Annotated in this window: 10 protein-coding genes; 4 read left to right on the top strand and 6 right to left on the bottom strand. The window is 46.5% G+C overall.

Annotated features, from left to right (window positions below):
- Window positions 1–137 precede the first annotated feature (137 nt).
- The 5 genes from ACYVD4_RS30800 to ACYVD4_RS30780 all read right to left on the bottom strand — a co-directional run bounded on the left by ACYVD4_RS30800 (window position 138) and on the right by ACYVD4_RS30780 (window position 12,466).
- Window positions 138–4,799, bottom strand: a complete 4,662-nt coding sequence (locus ACYVD4_RS30800) for a beta strand repeat-containing protein (protein ID WP_460952157.1) — start codon at window positions 4,797–4,799, stop codon at window positions 138–140.
- A 129-nt stretch (window positions 4,800–4,928) separates the two neighbouring features.
- Window positions 4,929–6,854 (bottom strand): hypothetical protein, encoded by a 1,926-nt coding sequence (locus tag ACYVD4_RS30795; protein ID WP_460952156.1) that lies wholly within the window; start codon window positions 6,852–6,854, stop codon window positions 4,929–4,931.
- A gap of 587 nt (window positions 6,855–7,441) precedes the next feature.
- Window positions 7,442–8,704, bottom strand: coding sequence for an FG-GAP repeat domain-containing protein (locus ACYVD4_RS30790; protein WP_460952154.1), 1,263 nt, complete (start codon window positions 8,702–8,704; stop codon window positions 7,442–7,444).
- 85 nt (window positions 8,705–8,789) lie between these two features.
- Complete coding sequence (locus ACYVD4_RS30785; RefSeq protein WP_460952153.1) at window positions 8,790–11,660, bottom strand: PVC-type heme-binding CxxCH protein; 2,871 nt, start codon at window positions 11,658–11,660, stop codon at window positions 8,790–8,792.
- A gap of 89 nt (window positions 11,661–11,749) precedes the next feature.
- On the bottom strand, window positions 11,750–12,466 hold the full coding sequence (locus ACYVD4_RS30780; protein ID WP_460952151.1) for a 3-keto-disaccharide hydrolase: 717 nt from the start codon (window positions 12,464–12,466) through the stop codon (window positions 11,750–11,752).
- Window positions 12,467–12,691: 225 nt separating this feature from the next.
- On the opposite strand from ACYVD4_RS30780, the gene ACYVD4_RS30775 reads away from it, so the two are divergent.
- The 4 genes from ACYVD4_RS30775 (at window position 12,692) to ACYVD4_RS30760 (ending at window position 14,888) form a co-directional block, all read left to right on the top strand.
- Window positions 12,692–13,399, top strand: a complete 708-nt coding sequence (locus ACYVD4_RS30775; protein WP_460952149.1) for a polysaccharide deacetylase family protein — start codon at window positions 12,692–12,694, stop codon at window positions 13,397–13,399.
- Between the two features lie 199 nt (window positions 13,400–13,598).
- Complete coding sequence (locus ACYVD4_RS30770; protein ID WP_460952148.1) at window positions 13,599–13,787, top strand: hypothetical protein; 189 nt, start codon at window positions 13,599–13,601, stop codon at window positions 13,785–13,787.
- Window positions 13,788–13,969: 182 nt separating this feature from the next.
- Entirely contained in the window at window positions 13,970–14,377 is a 408-nt protein-coding gene (locus ACYVD4_RS30765; RefSeq protein ID WP_460952147.1) for a PH domain-containing protein, read from the top strand.
- A 64-nt stretch (window positions 14,378–14,441) separates the two neighbouring features.
- Window positions 14,442–14,888: a nuclear transport factor 2 family protein gene (locus ACYVD4_RS30760; RefSeq protein WP_460952145.1), complete on the top strand. Its 447-nt coding sequence runs from the start codon at window positions 14,442–14,444 to the stop codon at window positions 14,886–14,888.
- A 19-nt stretch (window positions 14,889–14,907) separates the two neighbouring features.
- Here the strand turns inward: ACYVD4_RS30760 and ACYVD4_RS30755 are convergent, their stop codons facing one another.
- Window positions 14,908–15,963: a hypothetical protein gene (locus tag ACYVD4_RS30755; RefSeq protein WP_460952144.1), complete on the bottom strand. Its 1,056-nt coding sequence runs from the start codon at window positions 15,961–15,963 to the stop codon at window positions 14,908–14,910.
- Between the last annotated feature and the right edge of the window lie 63 nt (window positions 15,964–16,026).

The raw sequence follows: 16,026 nt of genomic DNA, 5'->3' as shown, positions 1-16,026 counted from the left end.
ATGTGGAGTTTTTCCTCTACCGGCTGACTCAGTTATATGCTTAATCCAAGATGCTCCACAACTTTTGACCTTGATCCATTAAAAGCACAAAGCCGAGCCCAAAGACCCGGCCTTGCAAAACCTGATTTACCAAGTAATTAATTTCCTTCAAGCCTGAGCCGACTACTGGCCCCCATCAGTAACCGACCCGTCGGCGAATAGATCAACCGCAGCGACTGGCCCACATAACTAGCCGGCAAACTCACCGCATGATTCAACGTCACTACGTCCGTACTCACCGGTACTCGACTACAAGACCATACGCTCGCATCACTCCATTCGCCAGCCTTCACACTGTACATAGTTACACAACCACCTCCATTCACCACACTCAACGGCCAAATCGTACTCACCGAACCACCACTCGTATCCCTAGCGATCACCGTCACACTGTAGAAACTACTCGCAGAACCCGAGACAACACCCGTGATCAGGTTAGGCGACACTAAACTTAGCCCAGCCGGTAAACCTACCACCGACAAACTCAGACTGTTGGGCGTTTCAGCATCGGTGAACGTAGTGGCAGGTATAGTATAACTGAAGGCCTGCCCTACCGTAGCCGACTGAGGAGGGATGGAATTCTCCACCCTCGGATTACCATTCGAACAATGAGCCAGCCAATTGTAACTAAACATAGCTTCACCCGGTGTACCATGCTGACGAGCCTTGAAGACAATCACCGGATTGTCGGTGAACAGCGTCAACTGATACGGTTCAGGGATGGGGATGGCCGGAACCTCGTTGACAATCGACAGACTGATGGGTTGCCCATTGGTAGCTTCAAAACTGACCGTGAAGTTGATCCGCCGTTCAAAGTACGATAAATGATTACAATCCAGCATAGTGACCCCTGTAATACCAAAACCACGCGGCTGAACACTCAGCGCAAAGCTGGTAGCCACCGACAAGCCACCAGGATCAGTTGCCACCACCGTTACGTTAAAAGGGGTTCCGACCGTCGTAGAAGGCACTCCTGTGATGGTGTTAGGCGAAACGAAACTCAGTCCAGCGGGTAATCCGCTCACCGAAAGGGTAAGACTAGTGGGCGTTTCGGCATCGGTGAACGTAGTGGCAGGGATGGTGTAACTGAAGGCATCACCAATTGTAGCGGATTTGGGCGGAATGGCATTGGCCAGTGTGGGGGCACAGTTCTGATACGTAACACTGGCACTAGCGGTCGATGTACAACCGTTCGCTCCGGTCAACGTAACGGAATACGTGCTCGCCGTGCTTACTGAAATACTGGACGTAGTAGCCCCGTTGCTCCAGCGATACGTACCAACTCCCACTGCACTCAAACTCACCGAAGACGTAGTACAGCTTAAGGTAGCACTGGTTGGATTGATGCTGATTGGGGGCGGGGTATTGTTCAACGAAACGGTCGTAGACGCCGTCGATGTACAGCCATTCGCTCCAGTCAGCGTAACGGAGTACGTAGTAGCTGTGGAAACGCTGATGGAGGACGTAGTGGCACCAGTACTCCAGCGATACGTACCAACTCCCACCGCTGATAGACTCACTGTTGGTGTGGAGCACGTCAACGCAGTGCCGGTGGGCGGATTGATACTTACTGTTGGGGGGGCTTGGTCTGAACTCACTACTACGTTGGTGGTGGACGTACAACCGCCCGCATTCGCTACCAGAACCGTATAACTTCCGCCCTGACTGACTACAAACTGGCCAGTAGTGTTGGTCTGAGTACCCGAACCGCCAGTCAGGGTGTACGACGTACCGCCACCAGCCGTCAACGTAACGCTCGGGTTGGCGCAGGTCAACGTACCACTACTGACCAGCGTGGGGGTAACACTGGCCGGGCCGCTCAGACTAGCCGACAGCGATAAAGGTAGTGGTACGCAACTCCCGCCCAGGGTCAGGGCGTAGGTGCCAGCGGCCAGGTTACCGACCGTGAACTGACCGCTGGCATTGCTGGTGGGGTTGGGACTCACGTTGACGCTGTTACCACCGACCGTATAACTGAGGGTGTAAGTAGTATTGGCATGCAGGCCGCTGATCGTAATGGCTCCGTTAGCGGGGCAGGAAGAGGCATTGATGCTACTCAAACTCAGCGGTTGATTAGGCCCCGTTCTTACATCAAACGTACCCCCATTGAGACTCTGGATGATGCCTGTATTACTGTGGATGTAATTATCGCTGCCGGAATTGTCGATAATAGTACCCGAGTTGACAAAGCTTCCACCTGAGATAACGACGGGAGCATTTGCCAATATATTGATCAAGGCCGAACAGCCATTGTTGCTAAATATACCGGGTCCTCCGAGTGCAATGACACCTTGGCTCCCAATGAAGTTAGCCCCGAGAGTGATTTTGGCATAATTGGTAAAATTGCCACTGTTGACTATTGCACTCCAACCACACTTTTGAATCAAAATGTCTCCCCCCACATGGTTATTAAATGTCGCTTGATTGTTAAGGCCAGATAATCCCGCATTAATAGTAACCCCGATGGAAATTCTGCCATAATTGTTGAAGGTCCCTTCTCTATTATAAAATCCTGATGCAGTGGCATTATCGATTATAATCTCCCCATCCATACGGTTGTTGAATATACCTACATTACGAATACCTTCTCTACCCTGACCAGAGGGTCTCTTGATATCAAGAATTAGCCATCCGCTGTTGTCAACAAGCCCTTCGTTGTGAAAAACGATCATAAAGCCCGGCACATCACTATTTACGCTTCTGATGCCATTTAGGGTTAGACTAGCGGCTGCCGTGACAGTCAGTGAAGCACCGCTCTGCACTTCTACCGAGTTAATTTCAGTCGTCGTGCTCAATACTGGCTGGTTGGCTGCCCCTGCCGGAATCACTACGTGGTCACTGGCGGTAGGCACCACTCCACTCGACCAGTTAGAAGCGGTGTTCCAGTCAGTATTGGTGCAGCCTTTCCAGATGTTTCCGGCAGTGGTAATAGCAGCATTCCCTGACTCGACGCTAAATGAACCGCCATTAAGATTCTGGACGATACCCGTGTTGTTGCCAATTCTACTATTGCCACTGGCATTTTCGATGATGGTACCCGAGTTGGTAAAGTCACTATTACCTGCAATTGTTGCATTGGCTACTATGTTAATTATAGCTAAACAACCAGTGTTGCTGACCGGACCACGATTCAAAAAGGCGAAATCACCCATGCCACCAGTGGCTCCGATGGTGACCCTTGCATAATTGGTGAAGCTACCACCGTTGTTATACACCCCAGTGGTACTGCTATTATCAATCGAGATATCTCCACCAGCATTATTGTTGAACGTACCATCTCCAAGTTGAATTCCAGAAGGACCCACACTGGCATTAGCTCCGATGATTAACTTGGCGGCATTGTTGAAGATACCACCACTCTCGTTCATTAACCCGGTGAAAGTGCTTCGATCAATCGAAATCTGCCCACCTGCCTGATTATTGAAGGTAGCAACGTTCCAAAGGCCATATTCGCCGACAGTGGCCATATTGCCGATGATTATCCGCCCCCTGTTGTCGACGCTACCAGCATTGTAAAAAGCTGTTGTAACGATATTAGCTTGCGGAGTCTTCGAACCATTGAGGGTCAGGCTACCGGCCGCCGTGATACTCAACGAAGCGCCACTCCGTACATCCACCGAGTTGGCCACTGCCGTCGTACTCAGAACGGGCTGGTTGGCGGGACCCGCCGGAATCACTACGTTAACATTGGCAGTGGGCACCACTCCGCTCGACCAATTGGAAGCCGTGTTCCAGTCGGTGCTGGTGCAGCCCAACCATAACGTACCGATAGCAGTGATAGGCTGGTTAGGCCCCGAACCGACGTCAAACGTACCGCCGTTGAGATTCTGGACGATGCCCGTGTTATTAGTAATTCTACTGTCGCCACTGGCATTTTCGATGATGGTACCTGAGTTGGAAAAGGTATAACTGAAATTCGAACTGAAGATGTAAGCGTTGGCCACTACATTGATTATAGCCGAACAACCACTATTGTTGAACGTTTTGTCTTGATTGGAAATAGCTAGTTGTCCCACACTACCGTTGGCCCCAATGGTGATTCGGGCGTAATTGGTGAAATCGCCAAAATTGTTATATAAAGCAATAAAAGAGGTATTATCAATAGTGATCTCCCCACCCAACTGGTTGGTGAACGTATCATTGTTATCAATGCCATATTGCCCTACTGAAGCATTAGCCCCGATTATCAACTTACCCCAATTGCTGAAGGGGCCTGTGTTGAACAACCCTGACATAAAACTATGATCAATCCTGATCTCTCCACCCGTAATGTTGTTGAAGGTACCTTCATTGAAAAGACCACTTCTATTCAAATTTGCCGTATTACTGATGATGAGCTTGCCCCCGTTGTCGACAAGACCATTGTTGTAAAAAGCCGTTGTACCAAATTGTATAGCTTTCGAGCCATTGAGGGTCAGGCTGCCGGCCGCCGTGATGGTCAGCGAAGCCCCGCTCTTCACCTCTACCGAGTTGGCCATCGCCGTGGTACTCAGAACTGGCTGATTAGCGGGAGCGGAGGGAATCACTACGTTATCGCTGGCCGTGGGTATGCCAACCGGGTTCCAGTTGGCGGCCGTGTTCCAGTCACTAGTCGAGCCAACCCAGTTTTTTTGGGCTTGAGCCGTTAGCCCGGTCAATACCAGAAATAGTAACAAGATCCAGCTTCGGCAAAGAGGTGTAAGATTCGATAACAACGTAGCACTACGTTGACGACAACGCCGAATGGAATTACGAAAAAAGAGGGTAGAGGTATTGAGCATGAGCGATTGGTGAATGAGGAAGTGAAAAATACGCTCCTAGCCAATCAGTACCGATTTTTGGGTCTGGACAAAAATCTGGACAAAAAAATAACACACTAACAACCAATGCGTTACACGAGGATATTACAACTAATTTAAGAGTTTCGATAGGATTGAACTGCCATCAGAACCCAATTTTTTGCGCAGACGATACGTTGCTTTGTGGATCGAATCAGGTGATATACCTAGCATACGGCTCATCTGGCGGGTGTTCATATTGAGTTTAGATAGGGCTAACAGCCGTTCTTCGGCGGGACTGATGTCAGTAAAATGATTTTTTAATTTCACAAAGAAACTCGGATATACCCGCTCGAAACGCCGTTGAAACTCTTCCCAATCTTCGTGAGTCAATAAGCTGGAGCTGAGTAAACTTTGCTGTGCCTCTACAAACATATCCTGCTCAGCACTTTGCTTCTGGGTTTGGGAAAGCCGCTCCAGATCCGCGTTTAGTGTGTTAATCAGGGTATCTTTTGCCTGTAGGTTATCAATAAAAAGGGTTAAATCGGCTTTGGCCCGTTGCAGCTCATCGTCGACAATCTGTTTGGCCAACCGCATCGACTTTTCTTGTTCCGCATTAATCACCTGATCCTGTTGGCGTTTTGTCCGTACAAATCGGTATAGAGCAAAGAAAAACAACGCCACTAAGGCCAGCACTACCCCCGTGATTGCGAAGAGTAACTGTTGTGTATTTTTCTGAGCATTGAGTTTATCGACCTCCGACTGGTGCTTCTGGATCAATAACTTATTATTGGCTAAGGCTAATTGATTGACATCGTAGCGTTTATGGATTCGTTCGCTGATGGCCAATACGCTATCCAGATAAATATAGGCAAACGGCAGATTATGAATAGCCTGATAATATTGCCGAGTTACATCATAATAATTTTTATAATAAAGCGCACTGTTCAGATCGCCCCCGAACTCCGTGTTGACCACCTTAAACAGAGCAATTCGTTTTGCTTCACGGAGAAAATAAGCACAGCTATCAACCTGCTGGCGCGTCAGATAGAGTTTGGCCAGTTTTACCGCCGTTGCACAAGGCTGAGATCGATCCTTACCAAACTTCATTCCCAGTTCGTAATCGATCCGAAATGCGGTTACGGCGGCTGTCAATCGATTCTGTTGTAGATACACATCGCCCAGATTCGTGTTGGCAATCCCAACCCACACAGAATCACCAACAGAAGCGGCAATTTGTTGTGTTTTTTGAAAGCAGCGTTCTGCCCTGCGCAACTTATCCGTTTTGTCGGTTTGTTCGATCCGAACATACGCCATGCCCATGGTGTTATAGGTCTGTATGGCCAGATTATCGCTGAAAGCCGGGTAACGAGCGGCCTCGTTCAGCAAACGGATGGATTTTTCGTATTCATTGAAATGATAATAGTTGAACGCCAAATCATAAAGATATCGGCTCATTTCGGGAATGTTGGCATACCCAATTGTCTTGAAGCTAGTATTAGCTGCCAGCAGGTATTCGAACGCTTTGCCATAGTCTGCATTGATGAAGTAGTATTCTCCCGCAAAGTGCTGACATACAGCCGCAATCTGTAGATCACTTTTCCCCTCCGCCTTCTGGCCTACAGCAATAAAGAGTGCTGCTTTCTGGCTGTTGCTGAGTGAACTATGTTTGGCGTATGTATCTTTTACGAACTGGCAATACCGACGTAGTTGCTCATCGCCTACTCTTTCGCCAATTCCATTGATCTCCTCCAGGAGCCGAAAAGCAGCAATCTTATTTTGGGTAACGGCTGAACAGGTATCGAAATAATTGAGAATGTATATAACTCGCTTGGCAGGTGTTGCCTTTTCGATTTGTCGTAGAACTGGATTGGCTGATCCCAAAAGCGGCATGAACAACCACAACAAAAGACCAATTCTATAGCATACCATCAAATAAGGATTTAGACCAGCCCCCGTCGTCTTAACCCCATCTGATTTTCCCAGTGTTGTGCCAACTACCTGTATGAGCGAGGTAGTATTAAGTATAGGCTCATGAGATTGCTTAGGCCGACTCATGAGGTTAGACCTCAATAAGCTGGTTACCAATCGTTCAAAAAGGTTCATTTTGTAGTGACACTTTAGCCCATTAGATCCAAAATTAACCGAATAACACTACAATCAAACCTATTATTATAGAAGGCTTTATTAGATTCTATAACTGTTTTTGGCTCATAAATCTTCCTTATTTCTTTCTCTGATTTGTTTGATTTTCGACAGTTAGCGCAACTAAAACACGAGTTAGTAGTCAATCTTTCTTTTTTTACGCTCTTTATTCTCAATGGGTGGCAAACCGGAGAACATTAAAAACTAGAGTAGATTTATAAACCATGAAACACTATCTACTCCTATTGCTTATCTAGATCAACCTGAACGTATTAGCACACAAATCAAAGCTTAGCGCATATTAAAGCCGATGCGGTTGTGGAGATTCCGTTGGGAGCAACATAAAAAGAACATGGGCCGCATTTGCCCCTGTCAACCGATTATTTACAAGCGTAGGCGTTTGTGAACGGAATTACCAAACGCAAAAATGGATATACAATAAGTTTAGTTTATGAGCCTACATAAAACGGTTCTCCGACAGAATTAACCGTAGCAATCGATTACTTCATCTTGTTCTCAAACAGAAAAACGCCGTTTTTATTAGCAACAACAATATCGATTTTGCCGTCTTTGTTCATGTCCTGTGCCACTACGTTCAGCCCCGAACCCGAATCATTGTCGATAACGTGTTCTTTGTAGTAAGGTGCTTTGCCCGGTGTAAACTCAAACCAGAGTAAAATACCAGGGTCTGCATCGCCGGGGTCGCGCCCATGATGCGCCAGAAACCGCTTACCTGTGATGTAATCTTTGCGGCCGTCGCCGTTGAGGTCGGCCATGATCGACGAGTGAGTTTGGGCAGTTGTGTTACTCATCAGGTGCGTTTTGAAATTGATTTTGCCCTGCTCATCCACAATCTGCTCGTGCCACCAGATGCCCAGCGCGTGAGCCGATGCACTTACTACGTCGTTTTTACCATCGCCGTTTACATCCAGAATCTGCATGTGCGAACAAGGCTCGCCAATATTGGCTGGTTGAAACACCCAATTACCTGCTTTTTTGTCGTCAGTCCCTTTATACCAGCCATCGCGAACCACTACGTCGTTCAGGCCGTCTTTGTCGATGTCGCCGTAACCGATGCCGTGCGAAAAAATTTCGGTACCCGATGCATTTTCTCCGCTCAGCGCAAATCGTTGCCATTCAGTTTCGCCCGGTTTCGACGGTGCTTTCAACCAGACAATCTGTTTTTTGTCTTTATCGCCACAGAGAATATCCAGTCGGCCGTCGCCGTCGATATCGATGAATCCTGGCGATTCATTGGCGATACCCACCGAATCGGCAAGAATGTGTTTTTGCCACTCTCCCGATTTACCTTTCGGATTTTCGAACCAGAAGCCTGGTTTTCCCGGAAAATCGACAATCACTACGTCATCCCAACCGTCCTGATTTACGTCCATACCCAAATTGAGGAACGAGTTGCTGTATTCTTTTCGTGGGTCGAACGTGCGCGAGGGAGCCATTTCATGACGGGTCCAGTTGGGTGCTTCGAACCAGTAATAACCCGCAATAATATCCATCTTGCCGTCTTTGTTAAGGTCGGCTACAGCTACACCTTCCGAAATAAAATCGCCAGTAAGCTTGGTCTTTTTAAATTCTCCCGATGGAACGACGGCTTTGGCAGGCGCTTGCGTTTCGGGCGTGACGGCCTGTTGCTGACGAACCTTAAACAACGATTTGTCCTGCTGACCATACGCATTAGTAAGCCAACAAAAAAGCAACGTAGCACTTAATACGTATCGACTATTTCTATTTAGTTGAGTGTTCATAACACTTAGAAATTGATAAATAATGGCTCATAAACTGACCTATTTTCCATGCTTCACTATTCATTATTCATTATACATTACCGATTTACTCGCCTAACACTTTAGCAATAAGCGTCTGAATTTCGTGGTTTTCGTGCGAATGATTGAGTTTGCCCACTCGGTCGTTAAACTCTTTCAAGAGCTTTTTTGCATCGTCGGTTCCGATAGCACCGATACGTTGAATCATGTAATTGAGGTGCTTCGGCATTTTCGATTTCTGAGCCAATTCCAACGCCCGTTTCATGTCGACAGTGGCCAGTGGTTCGGCGGCATACCACAGAATCAGAGGCAGGTTATGATCGTCTTTATCGCCCGTTTTTTGAACGAGCGCATCCACTACGTCCCACCGCTGGGCTGGTTCGAGACGTAGCATCGCCGATGTCAGGTATAACCGTACCAGCGACGAATTGTCATTTTGGGCCAACGTAGCAAGACGCTTCAGCGTTTCGGGCGAAACGGTTTTGTTTTCAGCCAATAGCTGAAGTGCCCAGCTTCTGACGTATTCATTTTCATTAGTCAACAACTCAACCAACTCCTTTTCGGTAAGCCCTTTCGTTACGTGCAATGTCCAGAGCGCGCGGAGCTTACGAGTAGCGTCTGGATTCTTGGCCAGAATTTCTTTCAGGGCTTTATGTACCTTTTTGCTACCGCCCCGTTCCTGCAATAACAACCGCGCCTGACGAACGTACCATTCATTGCCATTGAGCTGATAATTGACCAGTTCCATATCCGACGCTTTCGATAAATCGGCCTGAACCCATTTATCGTTTTCGTGCGTGATCTTAAAAATACGCCCCATCGTTTTGTCGTGAACGTCGGGGTTTGAGCTGTGGCACTGATTTTTGTCGTACCAGTCAATCGCCCAAACCGAGCCACTTGGGTCATATTTCATGTTCAGCCACTGCGACCACGAATCGTTCATGGCCATAAAATCGGGACGATGGCTAACCATATAGCCAGAACCGGCCCGAGCCGGATGATCGCGATTGAGCTTGGCTCCGTTAATATTGTTCATGAAAATGTCATTGCGATATTCCTGTGGCCAGCTATTGCCGAGGTAAATCATAGCGCCCGAGTGCGCATGTCCACCACCCGCCGAAGCCGACCGGAAATTACCGGCGTGTGGCCCGCGTTCGCCCAGCCAGTGTACGTGGTCGGCGTGGGTTTTGATGTCGTCGTACGTATAGGGATTGAAATGTTTTCCGCCCTGACGCTGGTATCGCCCACCCTGAATCATGTGATACATGTGCGGAATTACGCAGGCTGTAATGAACGCATGGCCGTAATCGTTGAAATCGAGGCCCCATGGATTGCTGGTTCCTTCGGCGAACAATTCGAATTGATGTTTTGTGGGATGATACCGCCAAACGCCCGCGTTAAGTTTGGTACGTTCGGAGTCGGGTGCTCCCGGCTTGCCTACGTTCGAATGGGTGAATACGCCGTGGGTGCCATAGAGCCAGCCATCGGGGCCCCAGCGTAAGCTGTTCAGCGTTTCGTGCGTATCCTGCGTTCCCCAACCATCGAGTAATTTTTGGGGTGGCCCCGTTGGCTTGTCCGTTTTGAAATCAGCCGGAATGAACAACAGATACGGGGCAGCACCTACCCAAACACCGCCCATTCCGACTTCCATACCACTGACCAGATTCAGCCCTTCAGTAAACAGTTTCTTACTATCTAACGTACCATCGCCGTTGGTATCTTCAAAAATAAAAATCTTGTCGCGGCCCTGCCCTTCGGGTGCTGGCACCGGATACGTATGCGATTCAACCACCCAAAGGCGACCTTTCCAATCGATGGTGAAACAGATTGGTTTTACAATATCAGGTTCAGCAGCTGCCAGTGTAATTTTAAATCCTTTTGGGGGTGTCATAGCCTGCGCTGCTTTAACTCCCGAAAGCCCGGCATTCACAACGGGGTCGAGGGGGGGCAGGATAATAATGTCCTTCTGCCTTAGTTCATTCGGAAACACAGGACGGGTAGCGTAGAACTGAAAATCATCGAAATTTATATGCGCCCACTTGTCGTTCGGGATATAGGGAATCTGCGAAATTCCCGTTTCGTTATCCACTATCCGAATAAAAATCTCCTGATTCAGATACGGTTGTAGATCAACAACGGCAGGTTGTAACGTAGCACGGCCTTGTCCGGTAATGTGGAAAATGACATTGTTATTACTGGCTTGTACAAGCTCGACTCGCGTATCCTGCAACGCTCCTCCCGACACCAGAAAAGCGGCAAAAGGCTGCGTTACTTTAAATGGAACTGAGGTTAACGTACCTGTCTGTTTATAATTGGTGGTGCCTCCGCTGCTCAGAAAATGTTTGCCAGCAAAGCCAATGTGCATATCTTTTTCATGAACAGGCGATGGGTCGTCCTGCGCAAAAATCGGATTGGCGAACGCGTCGCCCGTAGTGGTCCAGTCTTTGAGCGTTCCAGTTTCGAAATTCAGGTTGAGCGGCTGACCGTCTTTCATCGGGACCTGACCAGCCACAGTAGCATCGGAAATAGAACCCGCCACAACCTCGAACGTACCAACCATACCAGCTGTACGGTGACCCGGAACGGTACAGTAATACGTATCGTTTTTGTCGGCTACGAACGTAATGCTGGTTTTTGTGCCCTTATCCTGAAGTGTTTTACTTTTCAAACCCAGTTTTTCCAGCGCAATGTCGTGGGTCATCACTTCGCCGTTCACAATCGTGATACGTACCCGGTCTCCTTTGTTGGCTTTTAATGTCGGGTTTCTGGCTCCGTCTTTAGCAAAAAAGCCAAGCATAGTGGCCTCCAGCGTATAATCGCGGTCTACTTTGGCCGTATCAGTTGTAGGTTTAGTTTTCGTATTTTGTGCCAGACCATACGTAGCAGGCAGAAGTAGCGCAGCTAAAAGTAAGGTCACGAACAAACGATAATAGTTCATAAGAATAGGTCGTAGGGTGTTTTAAGGAGCATCAGAAATAAGAAATTTTCTTCGCTACGTTGGTTTGCTACGTTCGGAGCGTTACGTCGCTATAGTTCGGAAATGGTCAAGTCTCTGAATTCAACCTGCGCCACGCCACCGCTATGAATCTGAACGGCAATCACTCCTTTTTGCGGAATCTTGCTATCCTTCTCTATATAGTCAGCGGTTTTAATACCGTTGATGTATAACTCGTGTCGATTGCCTTTACAGCGAATGATGTAGCTATTCCAGCCGTATTCTTTAAGTAAATGTTTGAGAACACTTAAATCGCCACCAACCAGTTTTTCACGGCGATGCTCATCGTAAATATCGCCCCAGTAGCCATTGCCAATATCTGCCTGATAACCAATGATTTTTTTTCCTTCAAGAATCGAACGGTATTGAATTCCACTATTAATCATTCCGGTTTTAGGGTCGCCAGACAAGCGAAACAGACAACGAAATTCGAAATCGCCGTACTCTTTCACAGTGTGTAGATACGTATTCTCCGGTATTTTTTTTACGCCATCTCCGCTACGTATCACACTATCTTTTACGAACCACAGGCTAGCCTGAGCAGGGTCAACCGTTTTCCAGCCGTTAAGGGTTTTGCCATCGAACAGGGACACTGTCTTACCTGACTGACCAAAAATAGGCTCAATAGTCAGAGTCAGTACGCCCAGAAGAAACACCAGCCTTAGCCGTTTTGCTACGTTTAATTCAGGATAAACAGATTTCCAATTTGCTTTCATGCGATCAGGATTCGGGTAAAGTATAGTTTGCATAAAGCATAAATTGCCGATAGGGAGATTTATCTTTTGGGTTGTGCTCAATTACCTAATAATAAGTCAACACATACAGCTATTTTACTCATTTCCATTCATACCAGATTATCCCGGTAATGGTCAAAACAGGTATTCATAAAAAATCGGATGAATCGTTACGTAAATAGTAGCCTATCGCTATAAATTGAGTCCGTTTTGCGTTGAAAATCAGCTATCATTATCTGTATGAAAAAACGGTATCTGCTCGCCATAATCTTTCTGGTAATGCTAGGTTCAATTGGTTTATGGAGATTATCAAAGGCCAGAACGTATCAGGCATTTGGCGAATTCTATCCACGTATCAACACAACCGAAAAAGTAGTGGCCCTGACGTTCGATGACGGGCCAACACCAAGAACGGATAGCATTCTAACGCTGCTACGTGATCTGGATGTTAAAGCTACTTTTTTCGTAACGGGTAAGGATCTAGAAACCTATCCTGCCGAAGCGTCCAAAATTATAGCGACCGGCCACCAGCTTGGCAATCACACGTATTCTCATCAACGGATGGTTTTAAAAGCCTATTCGTTTGTAAAAAGTGAAATCGAAAAAACGGATTCCCTGCTACGTAAGGCTGGCTATAAAAACGAAATTATGTTTCGTCCGCCGTATGGCAAGAGATTGTTTGCATTGCCGTACTATCTCGAACAAACGCGCCGGAAAACGATTATGTGGGACGTAGAACCGGAATCGTTTACGGATATTGCAGTCGATTCGGCAAAAATTACAGAACACATATTAACGAATACAAAACCCGGTTCGATCATCTTGTTACATATCATGTATGATGGACGGGAATCCATAAAAGCGCTTCCGGCAATTGTGTCTGGATTGAAGAAACAGGGATTTTCGTTTAAAACTGTGGCGGAATTACTAACGTATCAACAGAAATAGTAGCCATAAAGTATAAACAGGGTCACTGTTAATATAGTTAGTATGCGAAATCGCCTTTTTGCTACGTTAAACAAAGTAAACAGCCGAAGAAAGTAAATTTGACTAACCTGTAAAACATAGATAAGAAGGCCGTATGGTCACCGAAATGTGTCTTATGCCTACTTCGACCGTCTAAAGTTTTACGAACGCTTACAATATTATGGATACAATTCAGCCACTGGAATCTGAAAGCTCTATTCGCGCTGGAGCAGAGTCGCTATCTGATATAGACAGATTGGAGCAATTCTGCGACCTGATTATCAATTGGAATGGTCGGGAAGTGTCTCAAAACAGGAAATTTCAGCGCATACGTGAGGTATGGCATTTGGCGCAGCGAGATTCAGAATAATACTGATAAAATCAGCCTATCTTTATATATAAACCCGAACGATAACCGTTCGGGTTTTGTATTGTACGGTCGTACTATGTTTGTGGTTGGTATCGTTCTTGAGTTAATGTAGAGTTCGTGAAGTAGCCAAAACCCTGCAAAAGCGCTTTCGCCGATTTTCCATCTCAAATCAACTAGCTGAAATGACGAAAATATATCCGTCTAAAATAGGCCCAGAACTTGTTGTTACGCTTTCAATTGCCTTGGGAGGACCATTGCTGTTAATGATTTACGGAAAAAATTGGCCGGGAATCGTCATTGTGTCCCTTAGCATATTGTTTGTGAGCCACCTGATTATGACAACCAATTATAGAATCCAAGGCAACCGATTAACCATTAAATCGGGTTTTCTTTTCAATAAAACGGTTGATATCATCACAATTAAAAAAGTAGTAGCAACTCAAAACATAATCAGTGCACCCGCTACGTCGCTCGACAGGCTTGAAGTAATTTATAACCGCTTTGATAGTGTGATTATCTCCCCCAAAGACAAGGACGATTTTGTTAAAGAGTTATTAGCGATAAAGACTGATATAGAGGTATCGATTTGACGTAAAACGCTCCGATAAATCTGACTTACTCAACGCACAACGCCCACCCAAATCACAAAAACCGATGAAGTACGCATTCATTCTTGCCATTTTATTTTCAGCTTACCAAAGCAGTTTTGGACAAACAAAACAGGATAGTATAGCCATAAAACAAGCAGCTCTCGATTACATCGAATCACAACATGTGCCTAATCCTGCGCAAATGGAACGCGCATTGCACCCCAGAATGGTAAAGCGAACTTTTTGGAAAGACAAACCAACCAGTAAAGATTACGTTCGCGAAACCTCAACCGAATCAATGATTCTATTAGCAGAAAGCTATAACAAAAAAGGCGACCAGTTTCCCAAAACGCCTAAAAAAGAAGTCAAACTGCTTGATGTTTCGGACAGAACGGCTTCGGTTAAACTAATCGCCGATGAATGGATCGATTACATGCACCTTGTTAAGTTGAATGGGGCCTGGAAAATTATTAATGTACTTTGGCAATTTAAGGATAGCACACGGCATTAATAAAGTGTAGAAGCACGAATCAGGTTATCATTGACAGATACTCAGCTACTAACGACCAGTTGTGCGCTTCACATTGCCAGCGCATTTGTGTGATTGGCCGGTCGGCGAAGTAACGTAGCATCGGTTGTTCATAAGCCGTTAAAAGACCTGCAACGAAAAAATGGAACGTAGTAAAATCCTGCTCGATACGTTCCAGATCGATACGTATAGGGGTATCGCCCAGCCGTATCAGCGAAATAGCCAGTATTAATTGCTCAACCCGATTTGGCGCACTACGTAGTAACTGCCGTGCATCACTACGTAGTGTGCCAACTATTGGCTCCAGTTCTGGAATTGTAAAATCACGCACAAGCCGCGCCAAATGATAGATAATCAGCGATGTACGGGCGTAATGTGGTGCACACTGAAATGGGTTTACTACGTAGCGTTCCGACTCCACTATCGAACGCAGGTACGTTAGCGAATCAGTATCGTGCTCATTACGTGGCAAATCATACGCATAAATACAATACAACATATTACTCAAGGCGCAAGCGTCGAAATCGACAGGCATATTTTTGCCAAACCAGGTCGAATATGCCCGTAGATGCTGGTAATCGGGATACGTATTGCGGATTCGTTGACGTTGGCTACCGTTGGCATGCATGGTCAGTTTTTCTTTCAACCAAAGTTGTTCCGAACGTAGCGGATTGGTAGTCAGAAAAACCATCGACGTATCATCGATGTCATCGGGAATACGAAAATGCTCGAAACGTCCGAAAATATATCCATTCGGAAAGTGTCGAGATGGGCGCGTAGGCCAGAAATTATACGTTTGTAACCCGTCTTTGTTTTGAAACATCGGATAGGCCAACTTAGCACGTTCTCGAATCCGATCAACCAGTTGCTGACTTTCAGGCGATAACGTAGCGCGAAGATTCTGTAACGTAAATACGGTTATCGCCGTAAAAAATACGTTCGTATCGGCCCGGCGATAACGTAGCGTCTCGTTGCTGCGAAAGGCGGCAAATAATCCCGATTCGTCCTGTAATTGGGCGATACGTTGAATGATGTCGTCGAGCGTATAGGCGGTCATACTTTTGTAAAAGTACTGTTCGGCACGTTCTTTTTTTCCAGATTAAGAGTAGATATTTGTCAC

This window comes from Spirosoma daeguense (genome assembly GCF_054776875.1).
The sequence above is the reverse complement of the archived record's forward strand: the minus strand, read 5'-3'. Positions and strand labels throughout refer to the sequence as shown.